Here is an 18,993-nt window from a genome sequence, read left to right on the forward strand (position 1 = left end):
CCCTCAACCTGCTCGACGCCGGCACGCTGTTCAACGCCCCCCCCCCATCGCCGCCACCGAAGCACCGGCGCTGTCCGCCGAGGCCAGCCGGCTCATTGATGCCAGCGAAGAGGAGATCGACGCGGAACTGCTGGCGATCTTCATTGAAGAGGCCATCGACGTCCGGGCCGCCATCGCCGCCAACCTGGCCCAGCTGGCACAGGAGCCGTCCAATTTGGAAGTGCTCACGGCCATCCGGCGCAGTTTCCATACCCTCAAGGGCAGCGGCCGAATGGTCGGGCTCAAGGACTTCGGCGAAGCCGCCTGGGGCATGGAGCAGACCCTCAACCACTGGCTGCGTCTCGAACTACCGGTCGACGACGAACTGCTGCGGTTGATTGCCAACGGCTTGGAGGCCTTCTCCGCCTGGATCGACCAACTCGAAGCCGGAGCCGGCCATCATAGGGATGTCAGCATCCTGCTCACCGAAGCAGCCCGCCTGCGCAACGAGACCGCCCCACAATCCGCTGTCGAGCCGGCGAAACCCGCCAAGACGCAGCCCGAGGCGGCTCCGACGGAACTGGGGCTGACTGAAATCAGCCTCGACAGCGCACCACAGGAAGTCGACCTGGAAGCGTCGATCACGCTGCCCGAACTGGATTTCGCCGCCACCGACCTGGGCGAAAGCCTCACGCTTGCGGCCGCAGCCCATGCCAGTGCAATCGAGACCATCGACCTCAACTTCCCCGACCTCAGTTTCGAGGAGGCTCGCACCCGAACCCACCAGCCAACCGCCCGTTCCGCACCGGAACAGGAGCGGGAGCCCGATGTCAGCCTGACCACGGTACTCGCTGAGGAACCGGCTCCGACCCCTGTCGACTTCGATCTCAGCTTCGACCTCCCCAGTGACGACGAAGCAGCCCGCCCTGCGGCGGACGTGATCGAGCCTCTCGACGAAACGGTTCCGGAGTCCCTCGATGAACTGGACATCCTCGACAGCGAGGAAGAACCGGCTATCGTGACGGATGCTCTGGAAATCGAAGAGCTTCTACCACCCGAGGAGCCCACCGAAGCGGGCGAGCAGGAAGGAGTCGACACCCTCGAAATCCCCGAGCCTCTCGAAGCCCTCGAAGCACCCGACGACATCGAATCCTTCGACATCTTCGACCTGGGAGAGATACCACCTGCCGAACAGGCTCCAATGCCGGAAGCGGAAGCGGAAGCGGAAGCGGAAGCGGAAGCGGAAGCGGAAGCGGAAGCGGAAGCGGAGCAGATCGTGGCCGAATTTCCCGCGGAAGTGGTGCTCGAAGAGCCCCTTCCCCTGGAAGACATCGAACTCACCACCGAAGCCGTCGAAGAGCTCGAAGAGGTGGAAGAGCCCTCTACCGAGCTTCTGCCGCCAGAAGAGATCGTCGGGGAACCCGAAACGGCCATCGGCCCGGACGAAGTCCGCTTCGGCGGAATCACCTTGTCCCGCCCGCTGTTCGACCTCTATCTCGCCGAGGCCCGGCAGCACGTGGCCACGCTACGCCAGGAACTATCGCGCCTGCCGGTCAATCCCGCGCAGACACCCGCCACGGTGTCCATCCGTGCAGCCCACACGCTGGCCGGCATTTCCGGCACCGCCCATTTCAGTGCGCCGCAACAGCTCGCCAAGGCCCTCGAACTCGCTCAGCAGCGTCTTGCCGACCTCGACAAGGCCCCATCCGCCAAGCAAGCAGAAGTCTTGATCGACAGCGCTGCGGCCCTCGAAAGCATGGTGGTTCAGCTTGGCGCCCGCGTGCTGCCCGCCCCTGAACCGGAACTGATCACGCAGCTGGACGCCATACAGGCATCCCATCTCGCCGACATCATTTCCCTGCCCACGGAGACAGCTCCACCCGAACTCGTCACCGCCACCCTGCGCCCCCGCGAGGAAACCCCGGCCCGCGCAACCGAAAGCAGCCCGCCCGCGACGCAGCTCCATGACGATCTCGACCCGGAACTGCTGCCGATCTTCCTCGACGAAGGCAACGAGCTTCTCGACCACCTCGACACGGCCCTGCGTACCTGGCGTGCAGCGCCTGCCGAAACGAGTCACCCCTCTGGCGTGGCGCGCCTGCTGCACACCCTGAAGGGCAGTGCACGGATGGTCGGCGCGATGAACCTCGGGCAGAACCTCCACGACCTGGAAACCCGACTCGAACGAGCCCGCACCCAGGATCCGGGGGGCACAGCCATCGTGGACGAGATCGAGGCCGCCCTCGACCAGGCCCGCCAGACTCTCGACACGCTGCAGAGCGGCCAGACAGCCACAAGCCCGGTTCCGCGTGAAAGCGAGACACCGGCCGAAGAGAGCGCTTCGCTGCAACCCGGCGAAGCAGCCAGCCCCGCGGCCCGCACCCAGCTGCGCGTGGATGCCAGCAGAGTCGACCAGTTCGTCAACGAAGCCGGCGAAATCAGCATCGCGCGCACCCGCATCGAAGGCGAACTGCGCACGCTGCGCCGCTCCCTGCTCGACCTCACCGAGAACGTCATCCGCCTGCGTAATCAGCTGCGGGAAGTGGAAATCCAGGCCGACACCCAGATGCAGTCGCGCCTGTCCCAGGTCGAGACCCAGCACACCGAGTTCGATCCTCTGGAGATGGACCGCTACACCCGTCTGCAGGAACTGACGCGGATGATGGCGGAGAGCGTCGGCGACGTGACCACCGTGCAGCAGAATTTGCTGCGCAACCTGGACGGCGCCGAATCGGCACTGCATGCCCAGTCCCGCATGGCCCGCGAACTGCAGCAGTCGCTGATGCACGTGCGCATGGTGCCCTTCGACAGTCTGGCCGAGCGACTCTACCGCCTGGTCCGCCAGACAGCGAAGGAGCTCGGCCGCCGCGCCAACTTGGACATCATCGGCGGGCAGATCGAAATCGACCGCAGCGTGCTCGACGCGATGAGCGGCCCCCTCGCCCACCTGGTGCGCAATGCGGTCGCCCATGGCATCGAGACGCCGGAGGCACGACGGGCCGCCGGCAAACCGGAAATCGGCCAGATCACCCTCAAGATCGCCCATGAGGGCAACGAGGTGCTGATCGAATTCCGCGACGATGGCATGGGCCTCGATTTCACGCGCATCCGCCGGCACGCCATCGACAGCGGACTGATTTCCGCCGACGAGGACACCGACGACAAGCGCCTTACCAATCTGATCTTCGTGCCGGGCTTCTCCACCGCCAGCCTGTCCAGCCTGGCCGGTCGCGGCGTTGGCATGGACGTGGTGAAGAGCGAAACCGCCGCGGTCGGCGGCCGCATCAGTGTAGACACGACGCCCGGCGAAGGCACCATCTTCCGCATCCACCTGCCGCTGACCCTGGCAGTCACCCAGGCCTTGCTGGTACGCGCCGGTAACCGAACCTTCGCGATCCCCTCGTCGATGGTCGCTCAGGTGCTGGAACTGAAGGCGGAAGCCCTTGAGAAGATCCGCGGCGACCACGGCACCGACTGGCTCGGCGAGCACTACGGCTACCGCTACCTGCCGCGCCTGCTCGGCGACCCGCTCTCCCAGCCGCAGGTCGAACGCTTCAACTGGGTGCTGCTGCTGCGCGCCGGCAGCGAAACCCTGGCACTGCACGTGGACGCCCTGCGCGGCAACCAGGAAATCGTCGTCAAGAACGCTGGCCCGCAGTATGCCCGGATGGTTGGCTACTCCGGTGCCACAGTGCTCGGTGATGGCGAGATCGTGCTGATCCTCAACCCGGTCGCGCTGGCCGGCCGCAGCCCGGACAAGGGCGACGATGAAACGCCGATCCAGGCTGCCAGCACCCCGAGCCAGCCGACGGTGATGGTGGTCGATGACTCCCTGACGGTGCGCAAGATCACCGGGCGCCTGCTCGAACGGGAAGGCTACCGTGTCGTCACCGCCAAGGACGGCGTCGATGCACTGGAGCAACTGCTGACGGTCACCCCCGACGTGGTCATCGCCGACATCGAGATGCCGCGAATGGACGGCTTCGACCTGACCCGCAACATCCGCGCCGACGCCCGCCTGAAGGCCGTGCCGATCATCATGATCACCTCCCGCACGGCCGAAAAGCACAAGCGTTACGCGGAGGAAATCGGCGTCAATCACTACCTCGGCAAGCCCTACGACGAAGACGTGCTGCTCAGCCTGATCCACAACTTCGTCACCACGCCAACCTGACCCGGACAGAGCACTGCTTTGTCCGGGCCGGGCCCCGGCTTGGCTATAATCGGCTGTTTTTCCGCTTGGCCATTCCATGAATCTGCTCTTCGAAGAGGATGGTGCCTTCAAGACCGGCACCATCCTGACCGACAACGACGCCTCCCTGCAGGTGGAAACGCCCCACGGCAAGCGCCTCAAGCTGAAGAGCAAGGATGTGCTGCTGCGCTTCAACCAGCCGTCTGCCGGCGAACTGCTGGACCGTGCCGAGACCGAGGCGGAGGGCCTCGAAACCGAATTCCTGTGGGAGGTCTGTGGCGACGAGGAGTTCGGTTTCGCCGAGTTTGCACAGGAGTACTTCGGCCATACACCGAGCCCGGTGGAGTCCGTCGCAGTGCTGCTGCGTCTGCACGCCGCGCCGATCTACTTTCACCGCAAGGGCAAGGGCCGTTTCCGCAAGGCGCCGACCGAGATCCTGCAAGCCGCCCTCGCCGGCCTCGAGAAGAAGCGCCAGCAGGCAGCCGCCGTCGAGCGCATGCGCGACGAACTGCTCGGTGGCCAGCTCCCGGAAGAGCTCAAGCCACTGATCCGCCAGCTCCTGTACAAGCCGGACCGCAACCGCCTCGAAACCAAGGCCCTGGAAGCCGCCTGTGCCGAAAATGGCAAGTCGGCAGCCCGCCTGCTGCTCGACTGCGGTGCGCTGGCCTCGACCCATGAGCTGCATTTCGACCGATTCCTGTTCGAATACTTCCCGGACGGCACCGCCTTCCCAACCGTCGAAGCACCAGCTGAGCCCATCGATCTGCCGCTTGCCGACGTACGCGCCTTCTCCATCGACGACGCCGCCACCACCGAGATCGACGATGCCTTCTCGGTCACGCCCACCGCCGAAGGCTGGCGCATCGGCATCCACATCGCCGCACCGGGCCTGGGCTTCGGCCGCGACTCAGCCCTCGACGGAATCGCTCGCGGGCGGCTGTCCACGGTCTACATGCCGGGCAACAAGATCACCATGCTGCCGGACAACGTGGTGGCCCGCTTCACGCTGGGCGAAGGACGCGACTGTCCGGCCCTGTCCCTGTACCTGGAGGTCAGCCGCGACCTGATCGTTACCGGCAACAGCTCGCGCCTTGAGCGCGTGCCAGTGGTCGCCAACCTGCGCCACCACGACATTGAGCCGGTCTTCAACGAAACGACGCTGGCCGAAGGTGGCCCCGACTTCCCGTGGAAGGCCGAACTGACCTTGTTGTGGGAACTGGCCACCGTCCTTGAGGCCGGCCGCGGCAAGCCCGCCGCCAACCAGAACCTGGTGGACTACAACTTCAACGTCGACTGGGATGCCGTTACCGACGACGGTCCTGGCCGCATCGAGATTGGTCGGCGCCCGCGCGGTTCGCCCCTGGACAAGCTGGTCGCGGAACTGATGATCGCCGCCAACAGCACCTGGGGCAAGGCTCTCGCCGACGCCGGCATTCCGGCCCTGTACCGGGCCCAGACCGGCGGCAAGGTGCGTATGACCACCGCCGCAGCGCCCCACGAAGGCCTCGGCGTGGACTGTTACGCGTGGTCCAGCTCGCCGCTGCGCCGCTACGTGGACCTGGTCAACCAGTGGCAACTGATCAGCTGGCTGCGCGGCACGGCCCCGGCCTTCCCGCCCAAGTCGCCAGAGCTCATCGCCGCGATGCGCGACTTCGAACTCACCTATGCCGCCTACGCCGAATTCCAGCGCGGCATGGAGCGCTACTGGTGCGTACGCTGGCTGCGCCAAGCCGGCCACCCGCCAATGAACGCCCGCGTGCTGCGCGAGAGCCTGGTCCGCCTCGACGACATCCCCTTCGTCTTCAAGGTCCCATCGCTACCGACGCTACCGCCGGGTACGCGAGTTCGCCTGGCCCTCGAGCGTAGCGACCTGGTGGACGTGGAGGTCCGCGCCACCTACGTCGAAACCGTGGGCGAAGCGAGTGGCGATCCGCTCCCCGAGGACGAAGACCTGGTCCCCGACGAGGCACCGGCGGTGGGCACCCCGGCGTCGGCAACCACGGAAGCACCTCCGGCCGCCGCCTGACACCGATCTCCATGCCAGCCCTGCGCCGCTCCCAGCCTCCGCAGCCGAGTATCCCTCCCAACGCGCCTCCCGCCAGCGGCGGCACGGTGCGCTATGCACTGGAATGGGGGGTCGGCCTGTCCCTGGCCTTGCACGCCATCCTGCTGTCGGTCCACTTCGTGATGCCGGACGCAGACAAGCTGCACCACCGGGACAAGGGGCTGGAAGTGGTGCTCGTCAATTCGCGCCACGCCCAGTCCCCCGAGCAAGCCGACGTACTGGCCCAGACCAATCTCGACGCCGGTGGCACCAATGGACCGGAAGGCCGGCCGAGCACGCCGCTGCCGCCGCTGGAGCAGACCCGCTCCGGCGATAGTCTTATCGAAGCGCAGCGGCGTAGCGATGCACCGGAGACACCCCAGACCCAGGCCTTGACCGTCAGCCGCAGCCGGGCTGCACTCCCCGTAGACAACCAGCAGGTGTCGCCCACCGAGGCTCCCCGACAAGTGTCCGGTTACGACCTCCTCGACAGCTCCGCCGCGGTTGCCCGCATCGAGGCGCAGATCGACAAGGATCTGGTGGATTACTCCGCACGACCGCGCAAGAAGTTCATCGGCGCCCGCGCCCAGGAATACCGCTTCGCCCAGTATGCGGAAGACTGGCGTCAGAAGATCGAGCGGGTCGGCACCCTGAACTACCCGGACGCGGCCCGCGGCAAGCTCTACGGCAGCCTGCTGCTGTCGGTCACGATCCGCGCCGACGGCACGGTACAGAGCATCGACATCCACCGCTCCTCCGGCTACAAGGTCCTCGACGATGCGGCCAGGCGCATCGTCCAGTTGGCAGCCCCTTACGCGACCTTCCCGCCGGACATCCGGCGCGATACCGACTTGATCGAGATCACCCGTACCTGGACCTTCACCAACTCGGACATCCTGCAGACGTCCTCCAAGAAAGAGTAAGCCCAAGATGGACCGCTACGCCGTCATAGGCAACCCGATCGCCCACAGCAAGTCGCCACGCATCCATACCCTGTTTGCCGCCCAGACCGGCCAGATCCTCAGCTACGAGGCGCTGCTGGCGCCCCTCGACGCCTTCGTCGCGACCGTCGAAGCCTTCCGTGCTGCCGGCGGCCGCGGCCTCAATGTGACCGTGCCCTTCAAGCTCGAAGCCTTCGACTTCGCCGACCGCCATACCCCTCGCGCCCTGGCCGCCGGTGCGGTGAACACGCTGGCCTTCGGCCCCGACGGCGTGCTCGGCGACAACACCGATGGCGCTGGAATCCTGCGCGACATCACCGTCAACCTCGGCTGCCCGGTGGAGGGTCGCCGCGTGCTGCTGCTGGGTGCCGGTGGTGCCTCCCGCGGCACCATCCTGCCCGTACTGGATGCCAAGCCGGCCAGCCTCACCATTGCCAACCGCACTGCCGTCAAGGCTGCCAAGCTGGCGGACGAATTCGCCACCAGACCGCTGCGCCCGCTTGGCTGCGGTTTTGCGGATCTGGCCGGCCAAAGTTTCGACGTCGTCATCAACGCCACCAGCGCCAGTCTGTCCGATGCGGCCCCCGATCTGCCCGCCGGCCTCTATGCGCCTGGCAGCCTGGCCTACGACATGATGTACGGCAAGGGTGACACTCCGTTCATGCGCGCCGCCCACGAACAAGGCGCAGCCCGCCTGGCCGACGGCCTAGGCATGCTGGTCGAACAGGCCGCAGAGAGCTTCCTGCTGTGGCGCGGCGTCCGCCCCACAACCGCTCCGGTTCTCGCCGAACTGCGCGCGGCCCTGTAGGCGCCTCGGCGGTGAAGACGGTCTGGCACTGGACCCGCCGCGGCCTGCTGGTGCTGGTCCTGCTCCTGATCGCTTACCAACTGTGGCTACTCGGCCATGTGCTGTGGTGGAAGTGGGAGCCGCCGTCGGAAACCAGCTTCATGAGCCTGCGTCGCGAGGAACTGCTGGCCCGTAATCCCAACGCCCAGCTCCAGTACCGCTGGGTGCCCTACGAGAAGATCTCGGTACACCTCAAACGAGCGGTGATCGCGGCCGAGGACGACAAGTTCGTGGACCACGAGGGCTTCGACTGGGACGGCATCCAGAAGGCCATCGAGAAGAACCAGAAGAAGGGCAAAGCCGTCGCCGGAGGCTCGACGATCAGCCAGCAACTGGCCAAGAACCTGTTCCTGTCCCCCGCCCGCAGTTATCTGCGCAAGGCCGAGGAAGCCGTCATCACGGTGATGATCGAGAACCTGTGGGACAAGCGGCGCATCCTCGAGGTCTATCTCAACGTCGTCGAATGGGGCGACGGGATCTTCGGCTGCGAGGCGGCCGCCCAGCGCTACTACCGGGTCTCAGCGGCCCAGCTGGCACCTGCCCAAGCCGCCCGCCTGGCGGTCATGCTGCCCAATCCGCGCAAGTACGAAAGAACCTACGGGCCGCGTCTGGCCGCCCATGCGGTACGCATCCAGAGCCGCATGCAGTACTCGGACGTCCCCTGAAATCCGTTGTCCGGCAGGGACTGAGTCACTCCATTGCGGGAAGTCGGCACCTGCCAGAGCGAGGGGGCTTGAGGTAGAATGCGCTGCTTTTCCCCAGCTGCGCCTCCCCCGATGCAATTCGCCGGATTCACCTTGCGAAACAACCTGTTCGTCGCGCCGATGGCCGGTGTGACGGATCGTCCCTTCCGCCAGCTTTGCAAAAAGATGGGGGCGGGACTCGCCGTGTCCGAGATGGTCACCTCCAACTCCCTGCTCTACGGCAGCGCCAAGACCCAGCGGCGCGCCAACCACGACGGCGAGGTGGAGCCGATCTCCGTGCAGATCGCCGGTGCTGACCCTGCCATGATGGCCGAAGCGGCCCGCCACAACATCGACCGCGGCGCGCAGATCATCGACATCAACATGGGCTGCCCCGCCAAGAAGGTCTGCAACGTGATGGCCGGCTCGGCGCTGATGCAGGACGAGCCGCTGGTGGCACGCATCCTCAAGGCGGTCATTCAGGCTGCCGGCAACACCCCAGTGACCCTGAAGTTCCGCACCGGCTGGAACAAGGCCAACAAGAACGCCCCGATGATCGCCCGCATCGCCGAGGAATCCGGCGTGCAGCTGATCGCCATCCACGGCCGTACCCGCGCCTGCCAGTACACCGGCAACGCCGAGTACGACACCATCGCCGACGTGAAGACCCGCGTGCGCATCCCGGTCATCGCCAACGGCGACATCACTACGCCGCAAAAGGCGAAGTTCGTGCTCGACTACACCGGCGCCGACGGCGTCATGGTCGGCCGCGCCGCCCAGGGCCGCCCGTGGATCTTCCGCGAGATCGAACATTTCCTGAAGACCGGCGAGGAACTGCCGCCCCCGCTGGTTTCCGAGATCCTGCAGGTGTGCAAGGAGCACCTCGCCGACCTCTACGCCTTCTACGGCGAAGACACCGGCGTGAAGATCGCCCGCAAGCACATCAGCTGGTACACCAAGGGCCTGGTCGGCTCCGCGCAGTTCCGCAAGACCATGAACACCTTGCCGACCGTCCAGGCACAGCTGGCTGCCATCGACGAATTCTTCGGCAGCCTTGCCGACCGGGATAGCCGCCTGGTCTACGCCGAACCCGAAGAATTCCCCCAGGAGCTTGCAGCATGAGCAGTACCAGCAATGAGATTGCCGAGTCCGTCTGCCGGGCGCTGGACACTTATTTCCGCGACCTCGATGGCGAGAAGCCGAGCGCCCTGTACGACATGGTGATCAAGAACGTCGAACGTCCGATGCTCGAGTTCGTCCTCAAGCAGGCCGGCGGCAACCAGACCCTGTGCGCCGAGATGCTCGGCATCAACCGCAACACCCTGCGCCGCAAGCTCTCCGAGCACGAACTGCTCTGAGCGACGCCCTTACCGTTTTCCTCCATTGACCGCCGCGGCACTCCCGCGGCCTTCCAGAGAAACACCATGAAAGTCACCCAAGCCCTGCTCAGCGTCTCCGACAAGACCGGCGTGATCGAATTCGCCCGCGAACTGTCCGCCCTCGGCATCGCCCTGCTGTCCACCGGCGGTACCGCCAAGTCCCTCCGCGACGCCGGCCTGCCGGTCACCGACGTGTCCGACTACACCGGTTTCCCGGAAATGCTCGACGGCCGCGTGAAGACACTGCACCCCAAGGTCCACGGTGGCATCCTGGCTCGCCGCGACCTGCCCGAGCACCTGGCCAAGCTGGAAGAGCACAGCATTCCGCGCATCGACCTGGTGGTGGTCAACCTCTACCCGTTCCAGGCCACCGTCGCCAACCCCGACTGCACGCTGGAAGACGCCATCGAGAACATCGACATCGGCGGCCCGACCATGGTCCGCGCGGCAGCCAAGAACCACGGCAATGAAGCCGGCGGCGTTGGCATCGTGACCGATCCGGAAGACTACGCCGGTATCGTCGCCGAGCTGAAAGCCAACGCCGGCGCGCTGTCCTACAAGACCCGCTTCGACCTGGCCCGCAAGGCCTTCACGCACACCGCCCGCTACGACTCGGCGATCTCCAACCACCTGACCGCGCTGCTTGATGACGGCTCCAAACAGGCTTACCCGGAGCGTTTCCAGCTGGCCTTCGACAAGGTGCAGGATCTCCGCTACGGCGAGAATCCCCACCAGACCGCTGCCTTCTACAAGGAATCCGAGGCCCCGGCTGGCGCCATCGCAGCCTACTCCCAGGTGCAGGGCAAGGAACTCTCCTACAACAACATCGCCGACTCCGACGCCGCATGGGAATGCGTGAAGGCCTTCGACACGGCGAACGGAACTGCGGCCTGCGTCATTGTCAAGCACGCCAACCCCTGCGGCGTCGCCGTCGCCGCCAGCCCCCTGGAAGCCTACAAGAAGGCCTTCTCCACCGATCCCACGTCGGCCTTCGGCGGCATCATCGCCTTCAACACCACGGTGGACAAGGCCGCGGCCGAAGCCGTCAGCGCGCAGTTCCTGGAAGTGCTGATCGCCCCCTCCTACACCGAGGAAGCCCTCGAGCTGCTCAAGGCCAAGCAGAACGTCCGCGTGCTGATCGTCCCGCTGGGCACCGTCAAGCAGCCCGACTACAAGCGTGTGGGCGGCGGCCTGCTGGTGCAGAGCGCCGACTTCGCACCGATCACCGCTGCCGACCTGAAGGTCGTCACCAAGCGTGCGCCGACCGAGCAGGAACTCGGCGACCTGCTGTTCGCCTGGCGCGTCGCCAAGTACGTCAAGTCCAACGCCATCGTCTACTGCAAGGACGGCATGACCATCGGCGTCGGCGCCGGCCAGATGAGCCGCGTCGATTCCGCCCGCATCGCCAAGATCAAGGCCGAGAACGCCGGCCTGGTGATCCCCGGCTGCGTGGTCGCCTCCGACGCCTTCTTCCCGTTCCGTGACGGTCTCGACGTGCTGGCCCAGGCCGGCGCCACCGCCGTCATCCAGCCGGGTGGCTCGGTGCGTGACGCCGAAGTGATCGCCGCCGCCAACGAGCAGGGCATCGCGATGGTTCTCACCGGCTTCCGCCACTTCCGTCACTGATCCGGGGCCCATCCATGAAGATCCTCGTCATCGGCTCCGGCGGGCGCGAACACGCGCTGGCCTGGAAACTGTCGCGCTCACCGCGCATCCAGAAAGTCTTTGTCGCCCCCGGCAACCCCGGCACCGCCCGTGAGCCGGGCGTGGAAAACGTGGCAGTCACGGCGATCCCCGAGCTGGTCGACTTCGTCCGCAAGGAGCAGATCGCCCTGACCGTGGTCGGCCCCGAGGCGCCGCTGGCCGCCGGTGTCGTCGACGCCTTCCGCGCCGCTGGCCTGCCGATCTTCGGGCCCACCAAACTGGCCGCCCAGCTGGAAAGTTCGAAGGACTTCGCCAAGCAGTTCCTGATCCGCCACCACATCCCGACCGCCAAGTACCGCACCTTCTCCGACTCCGCCGAGGCCCATGCCTACGTGGACGCGGAAGGCGCGCCGATCGTCATCAAGGCCGACGGCCTGGCGGCCGGCAAGGGCGTGGTGGTGGCGATGACGCTCGACGAGGCCCACCAGGCCATCGACGCGATGCTCACCCACAACACGCTCGGCGTGCAGTACGACGAGCGCGGCCCGCGGGTCGTCATCGAGGAGTTCATGGACGGCGAGGAAGCCAGCTTTATCGTGATGGCCGACGGCCGCCACGCGCTGCCGCTGGCCACCTCCCAGGATCACAAGCGCCTGAAGGACGCCGACCTCGGCCCCAATACCGGCGGCATGGGCGCTTACTCGCCGGCCCCGGTGGTCACCCCCGAGGTGCACGCCCGCGTGATGCGCGAGATCATCAACCCGACGCTGGCCGGCATGGCCGCCGACGGCCTGCCCTACACCGGCTTCCTGTACGCCGGCCTGATGATCGACGGCAAGGGCGCGCCCCGCGTGGTCGAATTCAACTGCCGCATGGGCGACCCGGAAACCCAGCCGATCATGATGCGCCTCAAGTCCGACCTGGTTGATCTGGTCGAGGCCGCCATCTCCGGCAAGCTCGACAAGATCGAGGCCGAATGGGACCGCCGCTTCGCGCTGGGCGTGGTGATGGCCGCCGCGGGCTACCCGGACAGCCCGCGCAAGGGTGACGTGATCCGCGGCCTGAACAGCCCCGTCTCAGACGACGTACACGTTTTCCATGCAGGCACCACCGAAGCCGACGGCGAAGTGCGCACCAGCGGTGGCCGCGTGCTGTGCGTCACCGCCCTCGGCGACAACGTGAAGAGCGCCCAGAAGCTCGCCTACGAACAGGTGGACCAGATCCAGTTCGACGGCATGCAGTGCCGCCGCGACATCGGCTACCGCGCGGTCGGCCGCAAGGCCTGACGCCGGCCCTCCCGGCCCCTGTTGATCCTGGCCGGCTCCTTGCAGAGCCGGCCTTTTTCTTTTTCATCGGAAAGAGCCCCATGCCCGACCGCAACGCCGTCAAGGCCTATCTCCTCGACCTGCAGGCACGCATCGTCAGCGCCCTCGAAAGCTTCGACGGCAAGCCCTTCGTCACCGACAGCTGGGAGCGCCCGGCCGGTGGCGGCGGCCTCACCCGCCTGATCGAAGAAGGCAACTTCTTCGAGCGCGGCGGCTGCAACTTCTCCCACGTGATGGGCGAAGGCCTGCCCCCGTCCGCCACCGCCGCGCGCCCGGAACTGGCCGGCCGCAGCTACGAGGCGATGGGCGTGTCGCTGGTCCTGCATCCGCGCAACCCGTACTGCCCGACCGTGCACATGAACGTGCGCTTCTTCATCGCCTCCGCACCGGGCAAGGACGACGTGTGGTGGTTTGGCGGCGGCATGGACCTGACGCCCTACTACCCCTTCGAGGAAGACGTCCGCCACTTCCACGCCACCTGCAAGGCCGCCGTGCTGCCGTGGGGCGAGAGCGAATACCAGCGCCTGAAGGACTGGTGCGACCGCTATTTCTTCCTGAAGCACCGTAACGAGCCCCGCGGCGTCGGCGGCCTGTTCTTCGACGACCACGGTGCCGACGGCAAGGTCGATTTCGACGCAGCCTTCGCAATGACCCGTAGCGTCGGCGACGCCTTCCTGCCGGCCTACCTGCCGGTCGTCGAACGTCGCCGCGATACGCCGTACGGCGAGCGGGAACGGGATTTTCAGGCTTACCGCCGCGGCCGCTACGTGGAGTTCAATCTGGTCTTCGACCGGGGCACCCTGTTCGGCCTGCAGTCCGGCGGCCGCACCGAGTCCATCCTTATGTCCATGCCGCCGATCGTCAAATGGCGCTACGACTGGCACCCGGAGGCGGGCAGCGCGGAAGAGAAGCTCTACACGGACTTCCTCGTACCCCGCGACTGGGCTTGAAGACCTGAGAGACTGAAAGACACAACAACGCCCGAACGTCGCGAGGACGTCCGGGCGTTGCAGAACAGCTCGCCAGAACTGGCTGGCGGCTGATTAGATCTTGCCGACCAGATCCAGGGACGGGGACAGGGTCGCCTCGCCCGGAGTCCACTTGGCGGGGCACACTTCGCCCGGGTGGGAAGCCACGTATTGGGCAGCCTGCACCTTGCGCAGCAGTTCCTTGGCATCACGGCCGATGCCCAGATCGTGAATCTCGGCAACCTTGATCACGCCTTCCGGGTTGATCACGAAGGTGCCGCGCAGGGCCAGGCCTTCTTCTTCGATCATCACGTCGAAGTTGCGGGTGATCGTGCCGGTCGGGTCACCGATCATCGGGTAGTTGATCTTCTTGATGGTGTCGGACGCGTCGGCCCAAGCCTTGTGGGTGAAGTGGGTGTCGGTGGACACCGAGTACACCTCGACGCCCAGCTTCTGGAATTCGGGGTAGACGTCAGCCAGGTCGCCCAGCTCGGTCGGGCAGACAAAGGTGAAGTCAGCGGGGTAGAAGAAAACGACGGACCACTTGCCCTTCAGGTCGGCGTCGGAAACCGGAACGAACTTGCCATTGCTGAAAGCGGTAGCCTTGAACGGCTTGATTTCGGTATTGATCAGGGACATAGCTGTTTCCTTCACGGGTTGATGAATTCTGGAGATCACATGATAGGCCCGACAGCCCAATCGCTCAAATTGATTAGAGAAATAATCTGAATTGAGAAAAACTATCGAGCCCGGCACGTCGCCTTTCGGGCTAACGAGCACGAAAATTCTAACGGTATCCGGGGAATTTGAAAAAGGCATGACGGGCCAGCGAATGCCGGCCCGGTAAAACATCAACGGCGCGAGAGTTCCGCCGCTGCACGGTAATGCCGGTTGGCATCATCGGTGCGCTCGATACGTTCAGCCAGGTGAGCCAACTCGACATGGGCCTCCCAGCCCGGAGCGACGGCCAGTGCTGCCTCCAAATAACTCTCGGCCTTGCCCCACAACTGGGACTGCACGCACAGGCGCCCCAGGGTCAGCAGCAGTTGCGGGTCCCGCGGGTGGTGTTTGAGCCATTCCTCGGCCTTCACCAGACGACCGCGAATGTCGCCGCCAGCGCAGCGGCCGTACACGCCGGCCAGCGTCGAATCCCATTCCCCCGTCAGACGGGTCTCGATGACCTTCTGGGCGCCGTCGCTATCACCCGCCGCGATCAGCGCGCGTGCCAGCTCGGTCACCACCGCCGCATCGCGCTGCTCGTCCCGCGGTACGCCCTGCCAGTAGGCCAGCAGAGCTTGGGCATCGCCGACGCGCTGACGCAGGCCTTCCTGGTGGGCACGGCGTTTGACCGGCTCGGCCTGGTCCGGGCGCAGGGCCTTGACCTTGACGAGCTGGCGCACCAGGCGCACCGCCTCCACCCAGTTGCCCTGGGACTGGGCCGTGCGCAGTGCCAGGCGCAGCGCGGCGATATGGCGCTGACCACCAGCCTGCAGGTCGGCGATGCGCTCCGCCGCCTCGTCGAAGCGGCGCCCCTCCACCGCCAGCTCGGCCTCAGTCATCAAGCGTGCCACACGGACCTCGCCGTCGTGCTCCGCCGCCTTGGTGAGCCAGTGGCGGTAGCGTTCGTCGTCACGCATCGAATGAGCCGCCCGTGCCGCAATCAGCGCGGCCAGGCCAGGCGACTCATTGGCCTCATAGGCCGCAATCGCCTGCTTCAGGGACTGGCCGAAGCGCCCTTCGATGCGCAGCCGCGTTGCGTCATACAGCGCCTGGGATGCACGCTCCTTACTCTTTCTCGCGCGGAAACGTTGCACCGCGCCGGGCAAGGCCATCGTCCGCGAAACCAGGCGGGAAAGCCCGTAAAGCAGGCCGAAACCGCCAAGCAACAGCAGGATCAGCAGGTTGAGGGAGATCTGCACCCGGTACGGCGGCCAGACCAGCAGCGCATAACCTTCGTTGTAACGGCCGGCCACGGCGAGACCGGCGGCAAGAGCAAACAGGCCGAGCAACCACAGCAATCCACGCATCGCCGACCTCAGTTCTTCTTGGCCGACTTGGCGGCGTGCACGCTCGCCGTGGCCGGGGTGACCTCGACACGCTTCTCCGGCACGGCCATCAGGCTGCGCAACGCAGACTGGCTGGCCTGCAGGGTCGGCAGGTCGACGCCGACCGGTGCCTTGCGCAATTCGGCCAAGTCCTGTCCGGCGGCCTTCACCGAAGCGTCATTGCCATCGAAGTAGCGCTCCAGCCACTGGGCGGCGAGCCGCACGTCCTCGCGGAAGGAATTGCCGTCCCGCGACAACAGCGCCAGACGGGCATTGAGGAGGCGCAGCTTGAGGTTCTCACGCAGGAACACCGCGTTGCTCGGCGCCAGCAGCGCCGGGTCAGGCCGGTCCATGCGCTCGATGCGGACCAGCTGGCTGAACTCAGCCCAGAAATCCAGCCACAGCCCCTTCAGCCAGCCCGCTTCGGCGTGGCTGGCCTTGGACACATCGCCCTGCGGCTTGGCCTCGAAGGCCAGCGGCAGGCTGTCCAGCCGGCCGATCAGGGTTTCCAGCTTGAGGACCATCCCGCCCGCATCCACCTGCGGCAGGGATTTGAGGGTTTCGATATCGCCGGCCAGAGCCTTGCGCAACGGCAGCCACTGGGGACGGTCGATGTTGCCCAGGCGCGCATCCGCCGTCTGCAGTGCAAACAGTGCAGCCTGCACGTTGCCGGCCAGTTGCAGCTGTTGCACGGCGATGGCCACGGCCTGGTCCACTTCGCCGAGCACACGGTCGTCGCGAGTGCGGGAGAAGTCCTGGTACATGGCCTCCAGCGCCGCCTGCTGACCTTGGGAGTCGTTCAGGCGCGCCTCCAGCGCGCCGACCTTGCCCTGCAGTTCCTGCAGACGGTCCTGGGCTTCCTTCGCCAGCACGCGCCCTTCCTTGGCCAGGTTGTCACCGTTGGCGCTGCGACGGCTCAGTTCATCCTGCAGGTCGGTGATGCGGCTGCGGGTGTCAGCCCACTGCCAGCCCAACAGGGCCAGCGCCACGGCGGCGACAATGAGGGTGGAACCGCGCCGCGAAGCGGACGCCGACGACGCCGGCTGGGCGGCATCGATGGAGGGAAGGCTCGGAATTTCGTTGCTCATGAAAACGAGTTTAACCCGGATAAGTAGTGTGTTTGCGCTCGGAGAAATGACCGATGAGGCCATCGATGAGGCCCTGGTCGCCGGCGCCGGTGGCAATCAGCATGGAGAAGCCGGCCTCCCGCGCCGCCGCGGCAATGCGCGGGTGGGGCACGAATACCGGGATGTCCCGCAGGGCCGCGGCGTCCGGCAAGGCCAGCAAGTGGCCGACGCTCTCGCTGCTGGTCAGTGTCAGCGCATCGAGGCGTCCATCGCGGGCACGCGCCATGACCGGCGCGAAATCTTCCGCCGGCCCACTGCGGTGGTAGCAGGTCAAATACTCGACCAGCGCGCCACGGGCCTTGAGGGTGTCGCCGAGCAGGTCACGCCCGCCATCACCGCGCAGGATCAACACCCGGCGGCCGGCCACGGCTGCCGGCTGGAAAGCCGGCAAGGCCAGCACGGCCTCGCTGTCGAAACCGTCGGCCGGGGCGATCACGTCGGTAAAGCCCCTCGCCGCCAGAGCCGCTTCGCTGCCCTTTCCGACCGTCGCCACCGCCACGCCGGCCGGCCACGCGCCGATTACCGGCAACATTGCGTCGAGGGCGAAATGCACCGCATTGGGACTGACGAAGAAGACCAGTGTGAAGTCACCCAGGCGCCGGGCGGCGGCCTGCAGCGGCGCAGGATTGGTCACCGGCGAGATGGTCAGCAGCGGAAAGCGCAGGGGCTCGGCCCCCAGCGCGGCAAGCGCCGCGCACAGGCTGTCGGCCTGCCCTGCCGGACGGGTGATGAGGATGGAGCGCCCGGCGAGGGGCCGCTGGCCGACGGCCATGATCGAATGACTACAGGCCGGCGAGGATCTCGTCGGCGCCATCGGCACGCAGGTCTTCGGCCAGCGCCAGGCCGAGGGCCTCCGGCTGGTCGATGGGGCCACGCCGCTCGGCGCGGGCGATGCGGGAACCATCGGGCAGCGCGACGAAGCCACGCAGCCAGAGCTGGCCGTCCTGCACCTCGGCGTAGGCGCCCAGCGGCACTTCACAGCTGCCGGCCAGCGCCCGCGAGGTGGCCCGTTCGGCACGCACGCAGGCTGCAGAGTGGGGATTGGCCAGCGGGGCGATCCACTCCGCCACTTCAGGGCGATCAGACAGCGCCTCGATGCCCAGCGCACCCTGACCGGCCGCCGGCAGCGACACGTGGGATGGCAGCGTGGCGCGGATGCGGCTGGCCAGACCCAGACGGGTCAGGCCAGCCGCGGCGAGGATGATCGCGTCGTACTGGCCTTCATCGAGCTTGCGCAGACGGGTGTCCAGGTTGCCGCGCAGGCTGGTGACCGCCAGCATTGGGTACTGGGCGTGGATCTGGGATTCGCGGCGCAGGCTGGAGGTGCCCACCACGGCCCCCGGCGGCATGTCGTCGAGGCTCTCGTACTTGTTCGACACGAAGGCATCCAGCGGCACCTCGCGGTCGGCAATGGCCACCAGCGCGAACTCGGGCGCAAGGGTCATCGGCACGTCCTTCATCGAGTGCACGGCAATGTCGGCAGCCCGGTCGAGGAGCGCGGTTTCCAGTTCCTTCACGAACAGGCCCTTACCGCCCACCTTGGCCAGCGGGCGGTCGAGGATCTGGTCGCCACGGGTGGTCATGCCCAGCAGTTCGACGCGGCAGGACGGGTACAGGGCTTCGAGACGGGCTTTGACGTGCTCGGCCTGCCACAGGGCGAGGCGGCTTTCACGGGTGGCAATGACGATGCGGTCGGGCGTAGAGGCGCTCACGGTATTCGGGCTCGGCTGGCGTAAATGGGCGGTTCGGAGGAATGGACAAGGCGGGAACCCACGGGCAAGCTGCAAACTTGCGCAGCGCAACAATCAGGGTAGGCACC

15 protein-coding genes are annotated in these 18,993 nt (G+C 66.4%); 10 read left to right on the forward strand and 5 right to left on the reverse strand.

Annotated elements, in window-relative coordinates:
• The first annotated feature begins 184 nt into the window (after positions 1-184).
• The 10 genes from AC1PPK_RS25515 to hemF all read left to right on the forward strand — a co-directional run bounded on the left by AC1PPK_RS25515 (position 185) and on the right by hemF (position 13,984).
• A complete protein-coding gene (locus AC1PPK_RS25515; RefSeq protein ID WP_481118271.1) occupies positions 185-4,153 on the forward strand; it encodes a hybrid sensor histidine kinase/response regulator in 3,969 nt (1,322 codons plus the stop codon).
• A 76-nt stretch (positions 4,154-4,229) separates the two neighbouring features.
• A complete protein-coding gene (locus AC1PPK_RS25520; RefSeq protein ID WP_481115769.1) occupies positions 4,230-6,197 on the forward strand; it encodes an RNB domain-containing ribonuclease in 1,968 nt (655 codons plus the stop codon).
• 11 nt (positions 6,198-6,208) lie between these two features.
• Positions 6,209-7,138, forward strand: coding sequence for an energy transducer TonB (locus tag AC1PPK_RS25525; RefSeq protein ID WP_481115770.1), 930 nt, complete (start codon positions 6,209-6,211; stop codon positions 7,136-7,138).
• A gap of 7 nt (positions 7,139-7,145) precedes the next feature.
• Entirely contained in the window at positions 7,146-7,964 is an 819-nt protein-coding gene (aroE, locus tag AC1PPK_RS25530; RefSeq protein ID WP_481115771.1) for a shikimate dehydrogenase, read from the forward strand.
• 11 nt (positions 7,965-7,975) lie between these two features.
• Complete coding sequence (mtgA, locus tag AC1PPK_RS25535; protein ID WP_481115772.1) at positions 7,976-8,668, forward strand: monofunctional biosynthetic peptidoglycan transglycosylase; 693 nt, start codon at positions 7,976-7,978, stop codon at positions 8,666-8,668.
• 111 nt (positions 8,669-8,779) lie between these two features.
• Positions 8,780-9,808, forward strand: a complete 1,029-nt coding sequence (gene dusB, locus AC1PPK_RS25540; RefSeq protein ID WP_481115773.1) for a tRNA dihydrouridine synthase DusB — start codon at positions 8,780-8,782, stop codon at positions 9,806-9,808.
• Entirely contained in the window at positions 9,805-10,044 is a 240-nt protein-coding gene (locus AC1PPK_RS25545) for a helix-turn-helix domain-containing protein (RefSeq protein ID WP_481115774.1), read from the forward strand. Before dusB ends, AC1PPK_RS25545 begins: the two co-directional genes overlap by 4 nt.
• Before the next feature lie 66 nt (positions 10,045-10,110).
• Positions 10,111-11,691 (forward strand): bifunctional phosphoribosylaminoimidazolecarboxamide formyltransferase/IMP cyclohydrolase, encoded by a 1,581-nt coding sequence (gene purH / locus AC1PPK_RS25550; RefSeq protein ID WP_481115775.1) that lies wholly within the window; start codon positions 10,111-10,113, stop codon positions 11,689-11,691.
• 14 nt (positions 11,692-11,705) lie between these two features.
• Positions 11,706-12,995 carry a phosphoribosylamine--glycine ligase gene (gene purD / locus AC1PPK_RS25555; RefSeq protein WP_481115776.1) on the forward strand — a complete coding sequence of 430 codons (1,290 nt, stop codon included), beginning with the start codon at positions 11,706-11,708 and terminating at the stop codon, positions 12,993-12,995.
• 80 nt (positions 12,996-13,075) lie between these two features.
• Entirely contained in the window at positions 13,076-13,984 is a 909-nt protein-coding gene (gene hemF / locus AC1PPK_RS25560; protein ID WP_481115777.1) for an oxygen-dependent coproporphyrinogen oxidase, read from the forward strand.
• Positions 13,985-14,077: 93 nt separating this feature from the next.
• On the opposite strand, the gene ahpC is transcribed toward hemF, so the two are convergent.
• The 5 genes from ahpC to hemC form a co-directional block, all read right to left on the reverse strand.
• Positions 14,078-14,641: an alkyl hydroperoxide reductase subunit C gene (gene ahpC, locus AC1PPK_RS25565; protein WP_481115778.1), complete on the reverse strand. Its 564-nt coding sequence runs from the start codon at positions 14,639-14,641 to the stop codon at positions 14,078-14,080.
• 212 nt (positions 14,642-14,853) lie between these two features.
• On the reverse strand, positions 14,854-16,029 hold the full coding sequence (locus AC1PPK_RS25570; RefSeq protein ID WP_481115779.1) for a heme biosynthesis HemY N-terminal domain-containing protein: 1,176 nt from the start codon (positions 16,027-16,029) through the stop codon (positions 14,854-14,856).
• An 8-nt stretch (positions 16,030-16,037) separates the two neighbouring features.
• Positions 16,038-17,135, reverse strand: a complete 1,098-nt coding sequence (locus AC1PPK_RS25575; protein ID WP_481115780.1) for a uroporphyrinogen-III C-methyltransferase — start codon at positions 17,133-17,135, stop codon at positions 16,038-16,040.
• Between the two features lie 10 nt (positions 17,136-17,145).
• Positions 17,146-17,988 carry a uroporphyrinogen-III synthase gene (locus AC1PPK_RS25580; RefSeq protein WP_481115781.1) on the reverse strand — a complete coding sequence of 281 codons (843 nt, stop codon included), beginning with the start codon at positions 17,986-17,988 and terminating at the stop codon, positions 17,146-17,148.
• Positions 17,957-18,886, reverse strand: a complete 930-nt coding sequence (gene hemC, locus AC1PPK_RS25585) for a hydroxymethylbilane synthase (RefSeq protein ID WP_481115782.1) — start codon at positions 18,884-18,886, stop codon at positions 17,957-17,959. The genes AC1PPK_RS25580 and hemC overlap by 32 nt, the downstream gene beginning before the upstream one ends.
• Between the last annotated feature and the right edge of the window lie 107 nt (positions 18,887-18,993).

The organism is Zoogloea sp. JDB1 (genome assembly GCF_056724025.1).